Origin of the sequence: Marinibaculum pumilum (assembly GCF_042646425.1) — a bacterium.
Classification (GTDB): Bacteria; Pseudomonadota; Alphaproteobacteria; order Ferrovibrionales; family Ferrovibrionaceae; genus Marinibaculum; species Marinibaculum pumilum.
In genome coordinates, this window is the sequence record NZ_JBHRTR010000014.1 from 1 (window position 1) to 21,823 (window position 21,823).

Below are 21,823 nucleotides of genomic sequence, written 5' to 3' on the forward strand. Positions count from 1 at the left end.
AACTCGGCCGTGAAATCCCTCTGCGCCGATGGTACTTCGTCTTAAGACGCGGAAGAGTAGGTCGCCGCCAGGTCCGCTCATGTCAGGGAATAAGGGGACAGGGATATCCCTCTTCACAGATCAAGGCCCGCAACGCATCGCCGTTGCGGGCTTTTTTCGTGTCTGTGGGTCGACGCGGACCCGTCCCCCCGGGGTGCCAGTCGTCTTTTTCTGGCGCCTTTTTCTGGCGCCTCTCCCTGGCAGCTGTCCCTGTCGGTGGTAGGTGCTGGCTTGCTACAGTGGGCATCGGATAGGGGAACGGCACGTGTGACGACCGCAGAACGGCAACGAATGCCCCGTGGTCTGCCGCATGACGCGCCGGGACAAATGACGGTACGAAAGGTCGGGACGATGAATCTGTTTCAGAGCGCCTGTCGGCGGAAGGTCTCCGCTCTTCCGGCTGCGGTTTTTGCTGCGGCCGTGTTGGCCGCAGCGGCATTGCCTGCCCATGCCGAGGAGGCCTATCCCAATATCGTCGGCACATGGACCGGGGTGGGGGCGGACATTCGGATCGCTTCGGAGAAGTCCGGCGCCATCTTCAGTTCCGAGAACGTCACCCAGGTCGTCACCGAGCAGCGGGACCGCCGCTTCACCGGCACCATGCATTCCGGCAGCAAGGCATCCGAACAGTTCGAGGTCACCTTCGTCGGTGTCTTCTTCGACAAGGAGCATTTCCGCTGGTCGGAACCGAACGGCTTCCTGGAAGGCCGCATGATCGACGCGGACACGATCGAGTCCTGCTACGTCCGCACCGCACCGGACCACCAGAACGCCGCCTGCCAGACCCTGAAGCGCCAGAAATAGCGCGGCGACGGCCGTCCCGGCGGCCCCGGTCGGGCGCGTCGGCCGCACTCCTCTGAAACAGGCGCCCTCCTACAGCACGCAGCCTTCGCTCGCGGACGAGACCAGGCGGGCATATTTCTCCCGCACCGAGCCGCGCCGCACCTTGTCGGTCGTCACCGGCGGCCGCCAGGCTTCCATGCGTGCCGCGATCTGCGCGTCGGTCAGCGCAACGTCCAGCCGGCGCTGCGCGGGGTCGATGACGATCTCGTCGCCGTCCCGCAGCGCCGCGATCGGGCCGCCGCGCGCGGCCTCCGGCGAGATATGGCCGATCAGCACCCCGTGCGACACGCCGGAGAAGCGGCCGTCGGTGATCAGCGCGACATCCTTGCCCAGGCCGCGGCCCTGCAGCTGGATGGTCAGCATCACCATTTCCGGCATGCCGGGTTCACCCACCGGGCCGACATTGCGCACCACGATCACGTCGCCGGGCTTGATCGCATCGGCACGGATCGCGGCCATGGTCTCCGCCTCGCTGTCGAAGACCCGTGCCGGGCCGCGGAACTGGCCGCGCTCCAGGATCTTGCCGCTCAGCTTCAGGACGCAGCTCTGCGGCGCCAGATTGCCGCGCAGCACCAGGATGTGGTTGTTCGGCGGTGCCAGGGGGGATGCGACCGGGCGCACGATGTCCTGGTCGCCGAGATCCGCGAGCCGCGGCGCCCCGGCCAGGTTCTCCGCCACGGTGCGCCCGGTCACGGTCATCGCGTCGCCATGCAGCAGACCGTTATCCAGCAGCTCGCGCATCACCACCGGCACGCCGCCGATCTGGTGCAGGCTGACCATCGCATAAGGGCCGTGCGGCTGCAGGTTGGCGATCAGCGGCACCCGCGCGCCGATGGCGTGCATTCGGTCGATGTCCAGCTCGACCTCCGCCTCCCGCGCCAGGGCCAGCAGGTGCAGGTACATGTTGGTGGAGCCGCCCATCGCATAGGCGGTCGTGATCGCGTTCTCGAAGGCCTGCCGGGTCATGATGTCCCGCGGCCGCAGGCCCGTCTGGCGCATCCGCAGCAGCGCCTCGACCGAGGCGGCGACCTGGCGCTTCACGTCGTCATGCACGTCGCTGCCGGCTTCGTAGTCGGCCGGATGCGAGGCACCGCGCGGCAGCATCATGCCCATCGCCTCCGCGATGCTGCTCATGGTGTTGGCGGTGAACATTGCGCCGCAGGTGCCGCTGCCCGGCATGACCGATCGTTCCAGTTCGACCAGATGCGCATCCGAAAGCCGGCCGGCCTCGTTCGCGGCGCGGCCCTCGGCCCAGTCCATGATGGTCAGGTTGCGGCCCTTGGCGGCCCAGGGTTCGAAGCTGACGCAGCCGGGCGAGCTGGTGCCGGGATAGAGCACCAGGCCGGGCGCATTGGTGCGGGCCAGCGGCATCATCGCCGCCGCGCCGGTCTTGTCGCAGCCGGAGATCACCAGCATCGCATCGGCGTGATGCGCATAGTGGCCGGTCTCCACGCAGTCGGCGAAAAGCTCGCGCGACACCAGGCTGTAGCCGGCATTCGGGCTGCCCTGGGTCAGCGCGTCGGAGACCGCCGGGGTGCCGACGACCAGGCCCTGGGCATTCGCCTTTTCCAGCGCCTCGAGCACCAGGTCGGTCAGCCGCTGGACCCGGTTGTTGCAGCGATGGGCATTGGTGAAGGGGTTGGCGACGGTCACGATGGCCCGCCGGTCGCGGGCCGTTTCGGGGTCGAAACCGGCCGCACGCAGTTCGACATTCTGTCGCGCCCAGTAGGATGGCTCTTCGGTGGTCATCTGGCTCTCACATCGGGGTCGGTTCAGGCTCAGTCCGCAGACTAGCCCGAACCTCCGGTGCCGGCCCATACCGGTCCGCAGGAGCGGCGCCGCCGCGCTTGCCTCCGGCATACTGCCGTGTCACAAGTCCCGCGTTTCTTGGGGAGTAGCCGCCGCCCGGCCGCCGGGCGGATCTGCGCGTCAACATGCTCGGCCGGCAGGCCGTGGTGCGCAGGGAGCGAGCAATCCGTTCGGGCGAGACCAGGGACATCGCGCTTCCGACCGTCGGGCGGGAGGTGCGGTGTCTTTGGTTCGATCCCTGCCCGGACGGATGACTCATATGGACGCCTTCTTCACCTCGACCGCGATCGTCGCCCTTGCCGAGATCGGCGACAAGACCCAGCTCCTTGCGATCGTCCTGGCGACCCGCTTCCGCCGCCCGCTGCCGATCATCCTGGGCATCCTGGCCGCCACCCTCGCCAACCATCTCCTCGCCGCCCTGGTGGGGGCGGAAGCGGCCGCCTGGCTCGAGGGCGACTGGTTCCGCTATCTCGTCGCCTTCTCCTTCCTGGCAATGGGCGCCTGGACCCTGATCCCCGACAAGCTGGACGAGGACGAGGCCCCGCCGCCCAGATACGGTGCCTTCCTGGCCACCCTGATCGCGTTCTTCATCGTCGAGATGGGCGACAAGACGCAGATCGCGACGATTGCCCTGGGCGCGCGCTTCCAGGATGTCTGGCTGGTCGCCGCGGGGACGACGCTGGGCATGATGCTGGCCAACGTGCCGGCGGTCTATCTGGGACAGGAACTGATCAAGCGGGTGCCGCTGAACGTGGTCCGCATGACCGCCGCTGCCCTGTTCACCGTCATCGGGCTGTGGATGCTGGCCGAAGCGGCAGGCCTGGCCCTGTTCTGAGGCGCCGGCATCCGCGGCGTCCGCGGCCGGTCGCCATCCGTGGGAACCGCGTGCGGCTCCCACGGATGCACGAGGCGGATCAGCCGTTGACCTCCTCCACCGCGACATGGTGCATCGCGGGCCAGTTCTTTTCGGCCTTGGCCAGGGTGCCGGCCTTGTCCTCCAGGTACTTGCCGTAGGCCACGGCGTTCAGGAAGACGTAGAGCTTGCCGTCGACGATGTCGGCGAACTTCGGATCGGCGTCGAGCTTCTTGCCGATCGCGACGCCGAAGGCGCAGAAGCCGCCATATTGGGGCATGTAGCTGTCGGGGCTTTCCGCGAAGCGATCCCTGCTGGACTCGGAGGCGAAGTAGTAGGCCACGCCGTCATGTTCGTGGGCAAAGGCGGCATCGCCGGGCGCCACACCCATGCCGGTGGCCAGTGTCACGGTATCGCTGCCGCGCAGCGCCAGGCCGGCGCCGCCAAGGGTGGTGCCGGTGGAGGTGTTGTACTCGTCCGCAGCCGAGGCGGCGGTGGCCGTCATCGCGAGGCCGGCAAAGGCGGCGGCGGCGATCAGGGACGTCATCTTGTTCATCTCGGTTCTCCTTCTTCGGGTCTGGCCCTGCGGGCCGGGGGTGGTGGCTCCGGGGTGATAGCCCTGCGAGCCGGGTGGAAACGGTGGCTGCCGTGCCGGCCGGAGCGGTGCGGGCGCACCGGTCCGGGCATGGCTGCAGGCGCGGCACCCCGAAGGGGGCCGCATTGCTGTCAGTCTGCTGGGTGCGGCGCGCTCAGGCGCCGGTCTGTCTCGGGGCGCCGGTGCCGTTCAGGCGCCGAGCGCGGCGAGGCGGTCGACCGCCTCGTCGGTGCTCCAGACGGCGTTGGCCATCATGCGGAAGTTGATCAGCGCGGCGAGATAGCCGTCGCCCTCCGGGATCTTCGCCCCGGCGGTGGCGTCCCGCACCACCGCCACCTCGAAGCCCTGCTCCAGGAACGCGCGCATATGGCTTTCCACGCAGAGATTGGCCGACATGCCGGCGAGCACGATCTGGTCGACCTTCAGCTTGCGCAGCTGCAGGCTGGCATCGTTCTGCTCCGGCCCGTAGACCTTGTGGGGGGAAGCGATGACCGTCCGGCCGTCCTCGATAAACGGCTTGTACTGCGCCATGAAGTCGGCGCCGGAGCCCTCCAGCCCGCTGACGTCCAGCGGTCCGGGGCGGTCGAACATGCCGATGGCGTGCATGACCTTCTCCAGCGCGCCCTCGAACGCCCAGCGATGGTCATGCGGATAGTAGTAGTGCGGCGAGATCACGACCGGCAGGTCGGCCGCCTTGGCGGCGCGGAACAGCCGGCCCAGATTGTCGACCACCCCGTGCTCGGTCACGCTCTCGCCCACAACGCCCCAGGCGACCCCGCGGGGGCTCAGGAAATCGACCTGCGGATCGACGACGAGCAGGGCCGCGCTGCCCTTGCGCAGGGACATGGTCGACGGCGGCAGCACCGGATCGGCGGGATAGGCATAGGCACCCTTGCCTGGTCCGGCCCCCGCCGCCGCGGCGCTGGCCGCCGTTGCACTGGTGGCGGGCAGCGCAGCCAGCGCGGCGGCGGCACCGGCGCCGGCGATGCCAGCCGCGCCGAGATTCAGGAATCCGCGGCGGCCGACGGTATCGCGGCGGGGTTCGTCGTCATGGTCATGGGTGCAGGTCGTCATTGGCTTTCTCCTTGTAGGTGGGCGTGGCGGCGCTGGTCGATGAAAGAACGGAGGGAGGGGCCCTAAAGGCCGAGGTCGGAAAGGCCGGGATGCCCCTCGGGGCGCGGGCCGGGCGGCCAATGGAACAGGCGCTCGTCCTCCCGGATCGGCAGGTCGTTGATGGAGGCGTGCCGGACGGCCATCAGTCCGTCGGCGGCGAAGGCCCAGTTCTCGTTGCCGTAGGCGCGGAACCATTGCCCGTCGGGGCGGCGCGCCTCGTAGGCGAAGCGCACGGCGATGCGGTCGCCGCCGAAGCTCCAGAGCTCCTTGATCAGCCGGTAGTCCTGCTCCGCCTGCCATTTGCGGGTCAGGAAGGCTTCGACCGCCGTGCGACCGGCGAGGAACGTGCTGCGGTTCCGCCACAGCGTGTCGGCGGTATAGGCGGCGGCGACCATGGCCGGCATGCGGCTGTTCCAGGCGTCCTCGGCCGCGCGGACCTTCGCGCGGGCGGATGGTGCATCGAAGGGCGGCAGGGGTGGGCGGCTCATCTCCGGGATCCTTATATGTACCGATCTGTTCAGTTTGTGAAGGTGTATATGAACCGATCGGTTCAGTTACGCAAGCGAAAAATTTGAAAACTTTCGATAGCCAATGGGCCTGTGCCGCTCCGACTGCCGAATTGACATCGGCAGAGGCGGGCCATATCTGCAATCGGAAGGGTTCGAAACCGGACAGATCGGTTCTGAAAGGGAGCCACAATGCGGCCCAGCAAGCGCGACGAACTGGTCAGGAAGGCCCTGGAGACCTTCTACCGCGACGGTTTCCACGCCACCGGGATGGATCAGCTGGTGGCGGAGACCGGCATCTCGAAGACCACCATGTTCAAGCATTTCCGCAGAAAGGAGGACCTGATCCTCGCCGTGCTGCGGCTGCGGGACGAGGACTTCCGCAACTGGCTGTTCCGCCGCATGGCGCAGGCCGGACCGGCGCGGGCGCAGCTCGCCGCGATGTTCGACGCGCTGGCGGAATGGTTCGCCGGCCCGGGGTTCCGGTCCTGCATGTTCATCAAGGCGGCGTCGGAATATCCCGACCCCGTCCACCCGATCCATGTGCAGTCCGCGGAGCACAAGCGGCTGCTGTTCCTGCAGCTGCGCCGGATCGCGGAGCAGGCCGGCGCAGCAGATCCGGCCGGCCTGGCGCGTGCCCTTCTGCTGCTGAAGGAGGGCGCCATCGTCACCGCCCATCTGGGGCATGAGGCCGATCCGGCCGGGGATGCGAAATCGGTCGCGGAGGTCCTGATCGCGGGGGCCTGCCCGCCGCCGGGCACCGTGGCGTGAGCGGCGCCGGCATTGCTGAGGCCATCCCGGCTGACGCCTCCGGTGGCGCCGGCCCCGGCCTTGGCAGGCGCGCGCCGGCCCGGCTAGGGTCGATCCACCCCGGCATTTCCCCGAGCCTGCACCTGGCGGCACCGCCCAGGCCCCCGGAGCGGCCGGGTCGGCAAGATGGGAGAGAGAGGATGCATATCCTGCGGTATTGCCTTGTCGTTGCGGTCATCGCGCTTGCCGCCCCGACGACGACCAGGGCGAGCGGCGCCTGCGGTACGATTGCAAGCCCGACCAGCTGCACCTTCTTCGGCCTGCCCGATCCCGCTACGGCGCCAGCACGGGGAACCGCCGCCACGACCGCCGCGGCGCAGGTCGGCGGCGTGGTCTGCCGGATGGGCGATGGCGAACCGCTCGTGGCCGGTCACGCAGGATCGTGCGAACGCGCCGGCGGCAAAGCCGAGACCGCCGGCCCCGGCGGGCTGGGCCCTGTCATCGGATATGCGCCGCTCACGCAATACCTGCCGATCTTTGCCGCACCGTCCTCCCGAGCGGCGCCGGCTGCAGGGACACCGGCCACGGTGGCGTGTACGTTCGGCACCGTGAGGCTGAGCGCGGCAAGCGTCGCCGACTGCGAACGGGCCGGCGGCAGGGTCGCGCCGACCGGCGCGGAATGAAGGGCGCCGCCGCACTCCGGTTCATCCTCGCCATCCTGGTGGTGATGGCATCGCGCGACGCGCTCGCCGACAGGCAGCCGCATCTCCTCGCCATCGCGGCCTGTCCGCCCTGGGTCTCCTTCGGCGACGAAGAGTCGGACCGCTTAGCGCGGCAATCCTGCGGCCATGCGCTCGACAGCATCGCGCGCGCCGCGACCCGCCATCTGGACGTCGCCCCCGAGCGGATCACGCGGCTTCTCGACCAGGCGGCGACGCGGGCCGGGGTCGAGGCCGCCTTCGCCGGACTGCGCGCCGTGCTGGGGCCGGACGACCGGCTGTACGTCTATCTCAATCTTCACGGCGGGCCCTCGGCGGGCGACTACAAGGGCTATCCGATCGTCGACGAGACGCTGGCGCTCTGGACCGCAGAGGTCCCCGCCGCGCCGTACACAGAGCACGGCTTCATGTTCGTGAAGACAATGCGCGACCTGATCCTTGCCGTCCCGGCGGGAGAGATCGTGATCATCGTCGATTCATGCCATTCCGGGCTCGGCTTCGACGATTTCCGCTTCGTGCCCCGCTCGCTGGAAGCCGCTGGCCGCCGGGTTGCCGTGATCTTCTCGTCGCGGGAAGGCCAGGTCGCCCATTTCACGCCGGACCTGCGCGAGGCGCTGTTCACGCGGATGCTCTCCTCTGCCCTCGAAGTCTCGCCGACGGAGCGGCTGGCGCGGGCCGTCGACCTGGCGGCCCACGCCACCCGGGATTCTGTTCGCGCGCTTTGCGCCGCACCCGCCGTCGGAACGGAACCACCGGCCGCCGGCCTCGACTTTCTGACCTACTGCACGCAGGACCCGGTCGTGTTCGATCCCCACGGCCTTCTCGACGACATCGTCGTGGCGCCCGCCCTGCGGGACGATGCTTCAGCCGCACCGGCGGCTGGCGGGACGGTCCCGGGGCGCCTCATCCGGCGCCACGATGCCGGTCCGGCATCCGTGCCGCGCTAGCCGGCCCGCCCTGCCCAGACCGCCCTGCCGAGACCGAAGACCGGCCCGGAGCGCATCCCGCCTTCTGCCATGACCGAGCCGGCGATACGATCGCGGCCGTCCTGCATGTCAATGAGAGAGCCGGCCGGGCCGGCCACCGTTCGGGGAGGTTGCCGCCATGATGATCGACAGGGTCGAGGGAAACCACTGGTACCACCGGACCGTGCAGCAGCTGTTCCGGGAGACCTGCGCGCATCGCGGCGACAAGGCAGCGCTGGTCTACCGGGACCGGGAGATCAGCTTCGCCGAACTGCAGGACCGGGTCGATACCCTGACCTGGGCGCTGATGAAGCTGGAGGTGGGGCCCGGTGATGTCGTGGCGATGCTGCCGACGGCGACCCCGGACTTCACCTGTCTGTATTTCGCGGTGCTGCAGGCCGGTGCCTGGATCAACCCGCTGAACCTGCTCTGGGGCGAGATCGAGCTGGCCGGGATCCTGCCCCGCAACGATCCGAAAGTGATCGTCACGGTCGGCGAGAACCAGGGCCGCGACTATATCGACAGCCTGAAGAATGCGTTGCCGGACCTGGCGTTCGGCGCGGACGGCGTCCGCTCCGCGACGGTGCCGGCGCTGCGCCACCTGGTCACGGTCGGCGCGACCCGCGGTTCGGAAGAAGGCATCCTGGACTTCGCGGCCCTGATGGCGATGGGCGAAGGCTATGACCGTGCCGAGATCGCGGCCCGGGTCGCCGCCTCGCGCTGTACCGACATCCAGTTCATCTGCCAGACCTCCGGTTCCACCGGCCTGTCCAAGAGCGCGCTGTGGAACCACCGCGCGCCGCTCTCCACCGTGCATTTCGTCTCGCACGCGCTGCTGGTGAACGACGGCGACAGCTTCCTGAACATGGCGCCGTACTACCACAACAGCGGGGTGGTCGGCGCGATGACCCTGAACCTCGCCTATACCGGCACCACCCTGCACCTGATGGAGACCTTCAACCCGCAGGCCGCCTTCGAGATCATGGAAAGGTACCGGCCCACCCTGTCCTTCGGCTTCGACGCGCACTGGCAGGCGCTGCGCATGGCGCAGGCGAAGACTGGCGGCCGCTTCACCCTTCGGAAGGTGATGGCGGCGATCGCGCCCAATACCTACGACATGCTGAAGGGCGAGCTGATGGGCGGCGAGGGGCTGATCGCCAGCCTCTATGCCCAGACGGAGAACGGTCCGATGGTCAGCCTGATGGAACCCGACTGCGTCGACGAGAGCCTGCGCCGGGACACGCAGGGCCGGCCGATCGGCGGCGTTCAGGTGATGGTCAAGGATATCGAGACGGGGGACCCCGTCCGGCCCGGCGCGCAGGGGGAGATCTGCTACAAGAGCCCGTTCCTGTTCCAGGGCTATTACAAGCAGGAAGAGGCCACGCGGAAGAACTTCGACACGGACGGCTACTTCCACAGCGGCGATTTCGGCACCTTCGAGGACGGCTATATCCGCTTCTACGGCCGGCTCGGCGGGGTGGTGAAATCGGGCGGGGAGAATGTCTCGACCACCTATGTGAACAGCCTGGTGCTGCAGATCTTCGGGGCGGATTTCGAGGATGCGCAGACGATCGCCCTGCCGGACCCCTATTGGGGGGCGAAGCTGGTGACCTGGGTGCGGCTGAAGGAGGGGCGCTCTCTCTGCGCGATGGCAGACTTCAAGGCGGCAGCCAAGGGCCGGATGGCCAATTACGAGATCCCGAAGGCCGTCCTGCACTGGGAGGGCCCCTGGCCGGTCAACCAGATCGGCAAGCTGCAGATGGCGGAGCTGGAGGCGAAGGCGAAGGCACTGCTGGCGGCGGCGGACTGAACCGCCTTCGCCGGGACGCCGGCGCGTGGTCACCCTTGGCGCAGGAAGTCCGTCGTGGCGGCATGCAGCGCCGTCCGCCCGCTTTCCAGATGCATCAGGTGCGTCGCCTTCGGGACGGTGACCGTGCGGACCTCCGGCGCACCCGTCAGCGCCTGCCGCAGCCAGGCGATATCCGCCGCGCCGCACAGGCTGTCCCAGGCGCCGCAGACGATCAGGACCGGTGCCGGGATCGCGGCCGGGTCATAGGCCAGGTCCCCCGACCAGGCGCTCATGATGTCCGCGACCGGTCCGTTCGGGGTCTTCACCGATGGCGGGCTGCGCGCGCCGCTGGTCGGATCCGCCGCCAGGTAGAGATCGGCCCAGGCCGGGAAATCCGCCGCGGCGAGCACCTCTGCCTCGCCCGGCGGGACATCCTCGACGAAACGGTCCCGTTGTTCCCTGACGGTGAGGTAGCGCCAGGGCGCAAGGGACGGCATCCCGGGCAGTGCCTCGCGGCGGGCGATGGGACCGAACAGCACCAGGCGGTCGACCAGGTCGGGGCATTGCCCTGCGAACCGGCCCGCCACGATCGTGCCCCAGGAATGCGCGACGATCTGTACCCTGGCGGCGCCGGTTTCCGCGACGATCGCCCGTACCGCGCGCTCGAGCTGCCGGACAGCGTCCGGGGCGCGACCGAGCGGTGTCCCCGCCGGCGGTGAATCCGGGCCCATCTCCGGGTACCGTTCCGACCGCCCGAAGCCGGCGAAGTCCAGTCCCCAGATCGAAAAGCCGGCAGCGTTGAGGCTGTCCGCCCAGGACCATCCGCCGAGCCGGAAGAAGATCGAAGTCGCGCAGGGGAAGGTCGCGCCATGGACGTAGAGTACCGGCAGGCTGCGCTCGGCAGTGACCGGGCGCTGCGCCATCAGTTCCAGGCGCGGCTGCCAGGACCGGCCGCCGTCTGCCGCGCTTCCGGGCAGGCTGAGGATGCGAAGCTGGCTGTCTGTCATCGCGGACGGCTCCTGGGTGAAGGGTGATGGCCGCGCGGGCGGGGCGACCGCTGCAGGCACTGGCCGAGTGCCCGAAGCGCTTCTATCACTGCTCTGCAGGCGGATGTTTCGCCGGGGATCGAAGCATCGCCACAGCACGCGGATCAGGAGGAGAGCGCGCGATGACGGCATTCCGGGGCAGCTGCCTGTGCGGCGCGGTCGCGTTCGAGGTCGAAGGGCCGTTCGATCAGTTCCTCAACTGCCACTGCTCGCGCTGCCGCAAGGCCAGCGGCACGGCGCATGCCTGCGAGGTCATCGTGCAGGCCGGCGCGTTGCGGTGGCTGCGGGGAGAGAAGGAGGTCGCGCGCTTCGACCTGCCGCAGGCGCGCAGCTTCGCCACCGCGTTCTGCCGGACCTGCGGCACGCCCTTGCCGCACCTCACCCGCAGCGGCCGCCAGGCGATCGTCCCCGCGGGTGCCTTCGACGCGGCCCTGGGCACGGCGCCCGACAGGCATCTGCACTGGGCTTCCCGCGCCGACTGGTATGTCCATGGCGACGGGCTGCCGGTCGAGGAGTAGCGGGCGCGCCTGCCGGCCGGATGTGCGGTCCCGCCATGTGGTGCTAGCTTGCCGGTGCCCATCGAAAGGGCCGGGGGCGGGGGAGGCAGGGATGAGCGCCAGCGAGATATTCAGCGTGGCCGGAAAGGTCGCCTTCGTGACCGGCGCGGGATCCGGCCTCGGGCGGGCAATGGCGGAGGCGATGGCCGAGAACGGCGCTGACGTGGCCTGTTTCGACATCGATCCCCGGGGCCTCGAGGTCACGAAGGCGCAGCTCGCGCCGCACGGAACCGCGATCATGACAATTGCCGGCGATGTCGCCGACGAAGCGGCGGTGGAGGCGGCGATCGCCGATACCGTCGCCCGGTTCGGCCGTCTCGACATCGCCTTCGCCAATGCCGGGATCGGCGATCCGGAACCGGGAAAGATCCACGACTATGCGACGGACAACTGGAAGCGCACCGTCGACATCAACCTCAACGGCGTCTTCTACGTCGACCGCGCGGCGATCCGCGAAATGCTGAAGAGCGGCGGTGGCAAGGTGATCAACACCGCTTCGATGTGGGGGCTTGCCGGTGCCTCGAGCATCTTTCCGCTGCCCGCCTACAACGCCACCAAGGGCGCCGTGGTGAACCTGACCCGGGAACTCGGGCTGCAATATGCCTGCCAGAACGTGCAGGTGAATGCCATCTGCCCGGGCTTCTTCGTCACCGCACTGGGCCCTTACGACGATCCCGAATTCATGAAGGCCGTGACGGATTTCACGCCGATGGGGCGGGTCGCGGACGCCGCCGAGATCAAGGGGACGGCGCTCTACCTCGCCTCCTCTGCCTCCGACTTCGTGACCGGCACCAGCCTGGTGATCGACGGCGGCTGCATGGCGAAATAGTGGCCAGCGTCGGAGCGGAAAAATCCGCATGCGGGATGCGACCAAAAATAATTCCACCTGAATGAATACACTTGAAAGTTGCATATGGTGCGGGATAGCATCAATGCCGACGGGTGCTGCCGGCAGTCCCTTCGGATGTGCAGCGATCCGCGCCGGGACCTGGGAGAGCGGATCTCCCGGCGCCTGCGATGCAGGCATCCGCGGGGCCTCACGGCGACATTCCCGGTCTGCGCCAGTCCGACAGCTGAAGGAGTACGCCATGCGCCAGCGTATCTGCCTGTTGATCTCGGGGCTGGGCCTGTTGCTGTCCGCCTGCACAACCCCGGACCTCACACCGTTTTCCGAACAGACGGCGGCACTCTCGACAAGCGTGCAGGCTGAGCATGATGCCACCCTGGCGCAGCTGAAGCAGAACGCGGACTGGTGGACGGAGCGTTCGGGCACGGTCAGCCAGCACGTGCGGGACAAGGCCAGAGCGAACCCTCGGGTGGCGCAGGCGCTGACCGAGCTCAGCAGAACGGCAGAACGTGCGCAGGGGTTTGCCACCCGATACGACGAGAGCGCCAGGCGTATCGATCAGGTCCTGAAAGTTGCAGTCGCCTATGCCGACGCCCTGGTCGCCCTGGCCGCGGCCGGGGAAACGGGTGGAGAAGCCTGGGACTCGCTCTCCAGATCCGTATCCGAAGCGGGGAAAGTCTTCGGGGTGGCGATGCCGGGAGCTGGCACTGCCATGGAAACGATCAATCAGATCGGCCGGCAACTTGCACAGTGGCACACCCGCATCGAGGCACAGGAAGACATCCGGTCGATTATGGCAGACACCCAGCCATTGCTCGACGAACTGGCGGTCGCGATGGCGGAGCTCTATGCCGTTGCCGGGCCGGGCCCGGATGCGACACCTGCGGGCCCGCAGCATCTGCTGCTCACAGGCGCCTACCAGTCCCGGAAGGCGGCGCTTCTGGAAGCTCACGGCCGAAACCGGATCGCCCTGTACGAAGGCCTCGCCGTTGACCAGGTGCTGGTCAATGAGGGCCAGGCGGAGCGCGAGGCATTCGCTACGCGCTTCGAGCTGTTCGCCGGCGCACTCGGCACGGAGATCGGCAGGCTTCCCGCCGAACGCGGCATCCGCACCGGCACGAAGGGGGCAGAGTTCGTTGCCTATCGTGACATCATCGCCGCCGAGGAGCCCAACTACCGGCTGTTCAAGCAGGCCCAGGGTGAAGCCGACCGCTGGTATGCCTCACGCGTGAAGGCGCTCGGCGCGATTTCGGCAGCCATCGCGAGCTGGTCGTCGACCCATCGCAAGGTCCTGGAAGAGCTTCAGCGTTGCGGCGGCTATTCAGCGTTTCAGCAGGATTGCATCCGGATCTCCATGGGCACGTTGGAAGAGGCCCTCGATACGCTCGAAAGGCTGCACGGGCCGGAGGAGAGTCCGGTGGTCAATCAGTAGGAGGGAGTGGGGGACATGTCGCTTACGCAGGTGGAAGCCAGGTCGCGCGACGCGGCGCGGCTCGAGGAACTCACCTTCGAGATCTTCGATGCGATACGCAGTCATGACCCGCATCGATTCAATGCGGCTTCAGAGAGCCTGGAGGGCTTTTCGACCGATATCACGATTGCCACCGCTCTGCGCGACGAGGCTCACCGGGTGAGGAGCCATGCAGCGCTCGACCTGCAGGACCAGGCATTGACGGATTTCCGCCAACTGGCGGATCGCATTGCCGGGACCGGCGCGGCACTTGCCATAGCCGCCAAGGCGGCAGAGACAGGCAAGGAAGCCTTGTTTCTTCCAACTCTCGGTGCCCATGCGCAGCGCGGCCTCGCGGTCCTGAAGGAACTGAAGGCGACGGCGGAGGCGATCGACGCCAAGCTGGCCAATGTCGATCTGACCGAACTGAGGTCAACGATCGATGTCGCGCAGGCAGCCTTCGAGGACATGAAGTCAGCGGCAAAGGCCATCAGGGGGCTTTGACATCGAGCCTCGCGAATGACGCTGCGGCGGGCCGGTGCCGGTGCGCGATCCTGACCGGGTCTCAGGTTCTGCCTTCGGTGTCCAGCTCGTCGAACAATGCCTGCAGGAGCCGCATGGCGTCCAGCGAGGCGGGCGCGCCGCAATAGATCGCGCCCTGCAACACGATCTCGACCAGCTCCTCCCGGGTCAGCCCGTTGTTCAGGGCGCCGCGGGCATGGGTCTTGAACTCCGCCGGGCGGTTCAGCGCCATCGTCATGCCCAGGTTCAGGACGCTGCGCAGGCGGCGCTCCAGCCCGGGCCGGGTCCAGACCTCGCCCCAGCACCATTCGGTGATCAGCTTCTGCAGCGGTGCCGAATAGTCGGTCGCCGCGGCGAGCGACTTCTCCACATAGGCGTCGCCCAGCACCTCGCGCCGCACGGCCAGTCCCTTGTCGAACATCTCTCCGTGGAATTCGGGGCGTCGGTCGGTCATTGTCCAGATCCTCCTTCGTCATGCCCCGGGCCCGGGCCGGGCCAGCGTCAGGGCTGTCTCGATGCTGTCCGCCCCGGGCAGCTGCCAGAGCGCGGCGGCGAGCGGTTCCGCCGCGACGGCAGGCGCGCCGTGACGGGCAAGGGCGGCGAACTTCGCCATCAGCTCTTCGTCGCTCATCGGCCGGCCGGGATAGCCACGGCCCAGGGGGACGAAGATCTCGATCGCGCTCCCGTCCGTGATCCCGATGGACAGACCGGCGGCGCCGACCGGCATCGCCTCGTCGGTGCCGATCTCCGACACCAGGGCGGCGAGCGCCCGGACGGCAGGATCCTGTACCGCCGCATCGGCGAAGTCCGCGACCCCGGCGGTGCCGCGCAGCAGGGAGACGGCCACCGCGTGCTGGGCGCTGACCTGTGCCTCGCGCCCCGTGGTCACGCCGGGCCGGTCGGTGCGGGCTTTCAGCAGCGGATTGCCGCGGATGGCGATCCGCGCGATCCGCGCGGTGTCGAAGACGGGATCGGCGCGCGCCTCCAGGCAGGCGTCGATGACCGGGTTCAGGACCACACCGCAGGGATAGGGCTTGAACATGTCGTCCAGCAGTTCCCAGCGGATGCCGAGCCCCTCCGTCACCGCCTCCGGTCGCGGCGCGTCGCAGCAGACCGACAGGAAGCCGCGCGGCCCTTCGAGCGGGTGCGCGGGGCCGGCGACCCCAGCCTCCGCCATCAGCGCGGACAGAAGTCCGTTGCGCGCCGCGCCGCCGACGCTGACGCTCTTCGCCATATGGCCCAGGGTCTCCACCAGGCCGGCAGCCTGGGCCGATGCGTTGCCGAGCGCCCAGAGCGTGCGCTCCGCGTCGAGGCCGAGCAGCCGCGCGGCGGCGATCGCCGCGCCAAACACGCCGCAGGTCGAGGTGATGTGCCAGCCCCGCGCGTAGTGGCCGGGAGAGACGGCGTTGCCGATGCGGCAGGCCGCCTCCATCCCCAGCGCCACGGCATGGATCAGCGCCGCGCCGGAAACCGGTCGACTCTCCGCCAGTGCCAGCGCCGCCGGCAGCACCGGGGCGGTGGGGTGGATGATCGTGCCGGCATGGTTGTCGTCGAAGTCGAAGACGTTGATCGCGGCGGCATTCAGGAAGGCGGCCGTCGGCATGTCGGCCCGCAGGCGGGTGCCGATCACACTGGCCTGGGGCGCCGCCGAGAACGGCATCAGCGCGCGGGCGAGGCTGGCGAGGGCGGTGTCCGCGGCGCCGCCCAGGGCGGTGCCGAAGCCGTTCACCACCGCCCGCAGCGCATGGGCACGCACCGCCTCCGGCAGGTCGTCCGGGGTCGAGGCGCAGGCGAACTCCGCCAGCCGCCGCGACGGGCCGGAAGCAGGTCCGTTCACCCCTCCGTTCCCGGGTTCAGCCCGCGACCTCGACGCCGGACCATTCCTCGATCGGCTTGATGATCTCCGTCAGGTCGGCGGAACCGCCCAGCCGGCCCTTGGCGATGGTCAGAAGCTGCTTCACCGCGCTGGCGACGATCATCGGCACGCCCTGCGCCTCGGCCTCCTCCAGGCAAAGGCGGATATCCTTCGCCGACAGCTCGATGGCGAAACCGAAGTCGAAGCTGCGCGGCAGCACGAATTTCGGGATCTTCGTCATGGTGGCGTTGGAACTGCCGCTGCCGGCGTTGATCACCTCGATCATCTTCGCCGGGTCCAGCCCCGCCTTTGTGCCCAGCACCAGCGCCTCGGAGGCGATCGACAGGGCGGTCACGGACATCAGGTTGTTGATCACTTTGATCGTCTGCCCCATGCCCGGTTCGTCGCCGACATGGAAGACCTTGCCGAAGCATTCCAGCACCGGCCGGACCTCTTCCAGCACCGCCGGCGGGCAGGCGGCCATAAGCGCAAGGCTGCCCTTCTCGGCCCCCGCCACGCCGCCGCTGACCGGGCAGTCGACGGCGGCGATGCCGGCATCGGCGAGGCCGCTGGCGACCGCCTTCGCGACCCGCGAACCGGTGGTGGAGAGGTCGATGACGATCCGCGCCCCCTTGCCGGACACGATCCCGTCCGGCCCCAGCGCCACCGCCTCGACGATCTCCGGCGTGGGCAGCGACAGCAGCACCACTTCGGCCATGCCGGCCAGCGCGGCCGGGCTCTCCGCATGGGTGGCGCCGGCGGCGACCAGCGGCTCGACCGCGGCGGCGCTGGTGTCGAACACCGACAGCGCATGGCCGGCATCCAGCAGGCGCCTGGCCAGCGGCGCCCCCATCCGGCCCACGCCGGCGAAGCCGATCCTGACGCCTTTCATGCCTGCACTCCTTTCTTCGCGCGCCCGCTGCGCGGATCCTGGGGGATGGTTCAACCGGTCGGGTCGAGGTCGAGGCGGACGATGTCCGCGACCCCGTCCAGTGCGGCCGGGTAGCGGTCCAGGACCAGCGGGTCGTGGCCCGGGACGATGTGCCGCGACGATGTGGCGAGCCGGCGCATGGTGGCGTAGCCCTCCAGCATCTCGGTGGCACTTTCGACCACCGGGAAAGGGCGATTCTGCTCGAAGTTCGCATAGAAGTGCGACGCGTCGGAGCCGAGCACCACCCAGCCGCGGCGGGTCAGGACGCGCACCACCTGCAGGCCGCGGGTATGGCCGCCGACCCGGTGCACTGTCAGGTTCGGTGCGATCTGGGACTCGCCGTCATGGAAGGTGACCCGGTCGGCGAAGAGCTTGTCGATCATGCTGGCCACGTCCCGGTGGTCGTAGGCGTGGCGCAGATAGGCGTGGCACATGCACCGCCCGGTGCAGTACTGCATTTCCGCATCCTGGACGTGATAGCGGGCCTGCGGGAACAGGTCGTTGTTGCCGACATGATCGAAATGCATGTGCGACACGATCACGTCCTGCACATGGTCGGGCTCGATGCCGATCATCTTCAGGCCTTCGCCCACCGGGCGCAGCAGCTGCCGGTTGCGGCGCCTGGCGGAGTCCGCGTCGAAGCCGGTGTCGAACACGAAGGTGCGTGACTGGCCGACGATGGCCCAGACGAAATAGTCCAGCGGCATGGGACCGTCATGTTCGTCGCCGCCGATGAAGTTGGCGGCGGCGTTGCGGTCGTGATGGCCATAGCGGACCGCATAGAGTTCGTAGCTGTCATCCACGCGCGGTTCCCCCTTCTCCTTGTGCCGGTGCGGGGCTAGCTGGCGAGCCAGCCGCCCTCCACCGGCAGCATCGCGCCGGTCATGTCGCGTGCCACCGGACCGCAGAGGAAGACCAGCAGGGCGGAGACGCTCTGCGGCGGCACGAAGCTGCCGCCGGGCTGCTTGCCCTCCAGGAAGATCCGCTCGGCCTGTTCGCGGTCGGCGTTCTGTTCGGTCATGATCCGGGTGACCCGGTCCTCCGTGCCCGGGGTCAGCACCGAGCCCGGGCAGATGCAGTGGCAGGTGACGTCGCGGTCGAGATTCTCCAGGGCAACCGCGCGGGTCAGCCCCAGCAGCCCCGATTTCGTCGCGACATAGCCGACCCGGTCCGTGGTGCCGCGCAGGCCGTAGACGGAGGTGATGTTGAAGATGCGGCCGTAATTTGACTGCCGCATCGAGGGCAGGAGGCGGCGGATTGCGTAGAACGGCGCCGACAGGTTCACCGCCAGCGATGTCTCCCAGGACTCGCCCGGGAAATCCACGATCGGCGCGAAATGGCGCACCACCGCGTTGTTCACCAGAATGTCGATCCCGCCGAGCCTGCGGCAGGCATTGTCTACCAGCCCGTCCACGCCGGCCTGCGACGACAGGTCGGCGCAGTGATAGGCGATCTCCGTGCCGGCCGCTTCGGCAAGGCGGTGGCGCAGCGGCTCGACCTTCTCCCCGTCATCGAGCCCGTGCAGCATCACCGATGCGCCGGCGCGTGCCAGGCCCTCGGCGATGGCAAGGCCCAGCCCGCCTGTCGAGCCGGTGACCAGCGCCCGGCAGCCCTCGGGAATGCGTCCCGGCACCTCGTCCGCGGTCCTCTGCTCTGCCTTGCCCTGCGCGATCTCTGGACGCAACTTGCCACCATCTCCCGTTCGGCCGCCTGACCCGGCGCCCCCGTCGCTCCCCACCGGTGCCGCGTCCGAACCGTCGGCGCGAAAAGGTACCGGTAACATTCGGCGACTATAGGTCCGCGTCCCGGCCGATGCAACGTCGAACAGGCAGCAGCGGATCAGGTGCTCTCGCGCTGGATGACCTCGAACTTCAGGTCGACGACGCTGCCCCGCAGATGCTCCGCCCCGTCGATCACCCGGCTGATCAGCAGGCGTGCGGCGCGCTGGCCGATATCGTGGCGGGGCAGGCGCAGGGTGGTGACGGAGGGGGAGACATGGCGCAGCAGGTCGACATCGTCGAAGCTGGCGATGGCGATGCGTCCGGGCACCGCCCAGCCCCGCTTGCCGCATTCGAACAGGGCGCCGACGGCGAGGACGTCGCCGGCGCAGAACAGGGCATCGACCTCGGGCACGGTCTGCACGATGCGCGCAACGACTTCCGCGCCGGCGGCGTAGCCGCGCTCCGTCTCTACCACCAGGCGGGGGTCGTAGTCCTGGCCGAGCTCCTTCAGCGCATCGGCATAGCCCTGCAACCGGTCCTTGGATCGGTCGTTATGTACCGAATAGAGGGAGGCGAAGGCGATCCGCCTGTAGCCCAGGCGGCCCAGATGCATGGTCATCGCATAGGCGGCGTCGCGGTTGGAGTAGCTCACCACCATGTCCAGCGGCCGGTCCGGAATGTTGCCGGTCTCCACCACCGGCACGCCGGCATTGCGGATCTTCTCGACCGCCTCCGGCCGGTGCTCGGTGCTGTGCAGGACAAGGCCGCTGACCCGGTGGCCGAGGAACACCGTGATCAGTTCCTCCTCCTCGTTCGGGTCGTAGCCGCTCTCGGCGATCATCAGCTGGAAGCCGGAATGCTTCAGCACCTCCGACAGGCTCTTCACCGTCTGCGTGTAGATGGAATTGTCGATGCTGGGGACGATCAGGCCGACCGTGGTCGAGCGGTTCGACGACAGGCTGCCGGCCAGATGATTCGGCAGATAGCCGGTCTCGCGCACCGCGCGCAGCACCCGTTCCCGCATCTCCGGCGACACCTTGCCGGGTTCCTTCAGGGCCCGCGACACGGTCATTGTCGAGACACCGGCCCGGAGCGCCACGTCGCGCATCCGGGCGCTGCCGGGTCCCGAGCGCGCGGCGGAGCGCTTCGGCATGGCTGAACCCCCTTCGTCGGTCAGCGGCTATCAATACCCGTCCGCGTCGAACCGGCAAGGGGTGCACAAGGTCGGCGGGTTGTTACCGGTATCAGTTTCAGGTATGGACTGGTCCGTTTTCATTGCTGATCGACGGAGGCGGGGCTGTGCCGCAGCAGGATGGCCGGCAGGCGTACAACCAGGGAATGGGCGGCCCGCTGGCCGGCGGTCCCGGAGCGGGCAGCCTGGCGGCCGAGCATGCCGCGCTGCGCTACATGGACGCGGCGCAGCGGGTTCATGACGAGCTGCGCCGCATCCTGACCCAGGTTTCCGGCATCGCGCTGCTGCTGATGACCGGGCCGCTGCGGACTCTGCCGGAGACAGCGATCCGGTCGGCATCCGCCGCCGCCGCGGAGGCCGCGGAGGCGGTCCGAGCGCTGCCGGTACCGCAGCCGGCAGCGCATCACCACCACCATCTCGGCGCCGCCAGCGCCGCGCTTCTCGCGTCCTGCGCCGCGGCGTCGGCCTGTGCCGCGCCCGGCGCCGGGGACCGTGACCGCGACAGGCTGGTGGCGGCATTGAAGTCGACGGTCGCGCATCTGCGCACGCTCGCGCGCCTGCTGCCGGGCTTCGAGCCTGTGAACTTCGGTCAGGCCTGCTGCGCCGCCCATGCGGCAGTGCCGGCCCGGGAGTGGGATTGAGGATGGCAACGACAATGGGGCGGCCGATGCCCCGGGGGAGGAGATGATGGCGGACTACTCGATCTGGGTGCTGGAATATGCGGCCGTGGAGCAGTTTCCGTTCAATGTGATGATGTACGGGCCGATGCATCAGGGTACCCGCAAGCTGCCCTACGCCTATGTCGTGCTGAAGGGGGGCGGCGAGACGATCCTGATCGACACCGGCTACGACCATGTGAACTACGGCAAGACCCTGGCCGACAATTACGGCGTTTCGAACTATCACGGGCCCCGCGAGGTGATGGCCGAATGCGGCGTCGCGCCGGAGGATGTCACCGCGGTCTTCATCACCCATGCGCATTTCGACCATATCGGCGCGATGGACCATTTCCCCAACGCCCGCTTCTACCTGCAGAAGCGCGAGCTGGACCAGTGGGTCTGGGCGCTGGCGCTGGGGCCGGAGTTCGGCTTCCTGACCGGCGGCGGCGACCCGGCGGACATCGTCAAGGCAGTGGAGGCGGCGAAGGAGGGGCGGATGATCCTGATCGACGGCGACGCGGAAGACGTGCTGCCCGGGATCGACGTCAACCTGGCGGCCGACACCCACACCTATGGCAGCATGTACGTCACCGTCCGCAACGACGGCAGCCGCGATGGCGAGGACAAGTGGGTCTTCGCCGGCGACCTGATCTACACCTACGACAACCTGACCGGCCTGGATCCCGCGGCGCCGCAGATCGTGCCGATCGGCCTGGCGGTGGGCAGCCAGCACAACCTGATCTTCACCAGCCAGGCGATGCTGAAGTCGGTCGGCGGCGAGGTGCGGCGGGTGATCCCGGTGCATGAGGACCGGTTGAAAACCACATTCCCGTCGCGCCTCACCGACCGCGGGCTGCAGGTGGTCGAGATCGCCCTGGCCGACGGAGAGGCGAGCCGGGTCGCCTGAGCGCCCGGCAGGGGGGTGCGGTAGTCACACATCTCGTCAGCGGAGCCAAATTGACCCCGCGGTCCTACCTTTTTGCCGTCATCCTCGGGCCTGACCCAGTGCTGTCCGGCACGATTTCGGATGACGGGGTGCATGGCATTGATTCTACTTGGAAA

Annotated in this window: 23 protein-coding genes; 12 read left to right on the forward strand and 11 right to left on the reverse strand. The window is 68.6% G+C overall.

Annotated features, from left to right (window positions below; genetic code table 11):
• Nucleotides 1-477 precede the first annotated feature (477 nt).
• Nucleotides 478-843: a hypothetical protein gene (locus tag ACFOGJ_RS04770; protein ID WP_379898556.1), complete on the forward strand. Its 366-nt coding sequence runs from the start codon at nt 478-480 to the stop codon at nt 841-843.
• 69 nt (nt 844-912) lie between these two features.
• Here ACFOGJ_RS04770 and ilvD read toward each other — a convergent pair whose 3' ends face one another.
• Nucleotides 913-2,631 (reverse strand): dihydroxy-acid dehydratase, encoded by a 1,719-nt coding sequence (gene ilvD, locus ACFOGJ_RS04775; protein ID WP_379898557.1) that lies wholly within the window; start codon nt 2,629-2,631, stop codon nt 913-915.
• A gap of 319 nt (nt 2,632-2,950) precedes the next feature.
• Here ilvD and ACFOGJ_RS04780 point away from each other — a divergent pair, with 319 nt between their 5' ends.
• Nucleotides 2,951-3,526 carry a TMEM165/GDT1 family protein gene (locus ACFOGJ_RS04780; RefSeq protein ID WP_379898558.1) on the forward strand — a complete coding sequence of 192 codons (576 nt, stop codon included), beginning with the start codon at nt 2,951-2,953 and terminating at the stop codon, nt 3,524-3,526.
• A gap of 79 nt (nt 3,527-3,605) precedes the next feature.
• On the opposite strand, the gene ACFOGJ_RS04785 is transcribed toward ACFOGJ_RS04780, so the two are convergent.
• The 3 genes from ACFOGJ_RS04785 to ACFOGJ_RS04795 form a co-directional block, all read right to left on the reverse strand.
• Nucleotides 3,606-4,100: a YHS domain-containing (seleno)protein gene (locus ACFOGJ_RS04785; protein ID WP_379898559.1), complete on the reverse strand. Its 495-nt coding sequence runs from the start codon at nt 4,098-4,100 to the stop codon at nt 3,606-3,608.
• Nucleotides 4,101-4,328: 228 nt separating this feature from the next.
• Nucleotides 4,329-5,213 carry a cysteine hydrolase gene (locus tag ACFOGJ_RS04790; RefSeq protein ID WP_379898560.1) on the reverse strand — a complete coding sequence of 295 codons (885 nt, stop codon included), beginning with the start codon at nt 5,211-5,213 and terminating at the stop codon, nt 4,329-4,331.
• Nucleotides 5,214-5,275: 62 nt separating this feature from the next.
• Nucleotides 5,276-5,740, reverse strand: coding sequence for a nuclear transport factor 2 family protein (locus tag ACFOGJ_RS04795; RefSeq protein ID WP_379898561.1), 465 nt, complete (start codon nt 5,738-5,740; stop codon nt 5,276-5,278).
• Nucleotides 5,741-5,950: 210 nt separating this feature from the next.
• On the opposite strand from ACFOGJ_RS04795, the gene ACFOGJ_RS04800 reads away from it, so the two are divergent.
• From ACFOGJ_RS04800 to ACFOGJ_RS04815, 4 genes are all read left to right on the forward strand, one after another.
• The gene (locus ACFOGJ_RS04800) at nt 5,951-6,529 is read left to right on the forward strand and encodes a TetR/AcrR family transcriptional regulator (RefSeq protein WP_379898562.1); all 579 of its coding nucleotides are present in this window, start codon (nt 5,951-5,953) and stop codon (nt 6,527-6,529) included.
• A gap of 179 nt (nt 6,530-6,708) precedes the next feature.
• Nucleotides 6,709-7,191 carry a hypothetical protein gene (locus tag ACFOGJ_RS04805; RefSeq protein ID WP_379898563.1) on the forward strand — a complete coding sequence of 161 codons (483 nt, stop codon included), beginning with the start codon at nt 6,709-6,711 and terminating at the stop codon, nt 7,189-7,191.
• The gene (locus tag ACFOGJ_RS04810) at nt 7,188-8,174 is read left to right on the forward strand and encodes a hypothetical protein (protein ID WP_379898564.1); all 987 of its coding nucleotides are present in this window, start codon (nt 7,188-7,190) and stop codon (nt 8,172-8,174) included. Before ACFOGJ_RS04805 ends, ACFOGJ_RS04810 begins: the two co-directional genes overlap by 4 nt.
• Nucleotides 8,175-8,331: 157 nt before the next feature.
• Nucleotides 8,332-10,002, forward strand: a complete 1,671-nt coding sequence (locus ACFOGJ_RS04815; protein WP_379898565.1) for a class I adenylate-forming enzyme family protein — start codon at nt 8,332-8,334, stop codon at nt 10,000-10,002.
• Between the two features lie 29 nt (nt 10,003-10,031).
• Here ACFOGJ_RS04815 and ACFOGJ_RS04820 read toward each other — a convergent pair whose 3' ends face one another.
• A complete protein-coding gene (locus ACFOGJ_RS04820; RefSeq protein ID WP_379898567.1) occupies nt 10,032-10,988 on the reverse strand; it encodes an alpha/beta hydrolase in 957 nt (318 codons plus the stop codon).
• 161 nt (nt 10,989-11,149) lie between these two features.
• Between ACFOGJ_RS04820 and ACFOGJ_RS04825 the strand changes: the two genes are divergently transcribed.
• The 4 genes from ACFOGJ_RS04825 to ACFOGJ_RS04840 all read left to right on the forward strand — a co-directional run bounded on the left by ACFOGJ_RS04825 (nt 11,150) and on the right by ACFOGJ_RS04840 (nt 14,385).
• Nucleotides 11,150-11,545, forward strand: a complete 396-nt coding sequence (locus ACFOGJ_RS04825) for a GFA family protein (RefSeq protein WP_379898569.1) — start codon at nt 11,150-11,152, stop codon at nt 11,543-11,545.
• A 91-nt stretch (nt 11,546-11,636) separates the two neighbouring features.
• The gene (locus ACFOGJ_RS04830; RefSeq protein ID WP_379898570.1) at nt 11,637-12,413 is read left to right on the forward strand and encodes an SDR family NAD(P)-dependent oxidoreductase; all 777 of its coding nucleotides are present in this window, start codon (nt 11,637-11,639) and stop codon (nt 12,411-12,413) included.
• Between the two features lie 259 nt (nt 12,414-12,672).
• Entirely contained in the window at nt 12,673-13,863 is a 1,191-nt protein-coding gene (locus ACFOGJ_RS04835) for a hypothetical protein (RefSeq protein ID WP_379898571.1), read from the forward strand.
• Between the two features lie 15 nt (nt 13,864-13,878).
• Nucleotides 13,879-14,385: a hypothetical protein gene (locus tag ACFOGJ_RS04840; RefSeq protein ID WP_379898572.1), complete on the forward strand. Its 507-nt coding sequence runs from the start codon at nt 13,879-13,881 to the stop codon at nt 14,383-14,385.
• A 61-nt stretch (nt 14,386-14,446) separates the two neighbouring features.
• On the opposite strand, the gene ACFOGJ_RS04845 is transcribed toward ACFOGJ_RS04840, so the two are convergent.
• From ACFOGJ_RS04845 to ACFOGJ_RS04870, 6 genes are all read right to left on the reverse strand, one after another.
• A complete protein-coding gene (locus ACFOGJ_RS04845; protein WP_379898573.1) occupies nt 14,447-14,857 on the reverse strand; it encodes a carboxymuconolactone decarboxylase family protein in 411 nt (136 codons plus the stop codon).
• A gap of 18 nt (nt 14,858-14,875) precedes the next feature.
• Nucleotides 14,876-16,240: an MmgE/PrpD family protein gene (locus ACFOGJ_RS04850; protein ID WP_379898575.1), complete on the reverse strand. Its 1,365-nt coding sequence runs from the start codon at nt 16,238-16,240 to the stop codon at nt 14,876-14,878.
• A 16-nt stretch (nt 16,241-16,256) separates the two neighbouring features.
• Nucleotides 16,257-17,150, reverse strand: coding sequence for an NAD(P)-dependent oxidoreductase (locus ACFOGJ_RS04855; protein ID WP_379898576.1), 894 nt, complete (start codon nt 17,148-17,150; stop codon nt 16,257-16,259).
• Between the two features lie 50 nt (nt 17,151-17,200).
• A complete protein-coding gene (locus tag ACFOGJ_RS04860) occupies nt 17,201-17,992 on the reverse strand; it encodes an N-acyl homoserine lactonase family protein (protein ID WP_379898577.1) in 792 nt (263 codons plus the stop codon).
• Between the two features lie 35 nt (nt 17,993-18,027).
• Nucleotides 18,028-18,873 (reverse strand): SDR family NAD(P)-dependent oxidoreductase, encoded by an 846-nt coding sequence (locus ACFOGJ_RS04865; protein WP_379898580.1) that lies wholly within the window; start codon nt 18,871-18,873, stop codon nt 18,028-18,030.
• 155 nt (nt 18,874-19,028) lie between these two features.
• A complete protein-coding gene (locus ACFOGJ_RS04870; protein WP_379898581.1) occupies nt 19,029-20,063 on the reverse strand; it encodes a LacI family DNA-binding transcriptional regulator in 1,035 nt (344 codons plus the stop codon).
• Nucleotides 20,064-20,209: 146 nt separating this feature from the next.
• Here ACFOGJ_RS04870 and ACFOGJ_RS04875 point away from each other — a divergent pair, with 146 nt between their 5' ends.
• Both ACFOGJ_RS04875 and ACFOGJ_RS04880 read left to right on the forward strand, forming a co-directional pair.
• On the forward strand, nt 20,210-20,743 hold the full coding sequence (locus ACFOGJ_RS04875) for a hypothetical protein (protein ID WP_379898582.1): 534 nt from the start codon (nt 20,210-20,212) through the stop codon (nt 20,741-20,743).
• A 46-nt stretch (nt 20,744-20,789) separates the two neighbouring features.
• Complete coding sequence (locus ACFOGJ_RS04880) at nt 20,790-21,668, forward strand: N-acyl homoserine lactonase family protein (RefSeq protein ID WP_379898583.1); 879 nt, start codon at nt 20,790-20,792, stop codon at nt 21,666-21,668.
• Nucleotides 21,669-21,823: the final 155 nt, after the last annotated feature.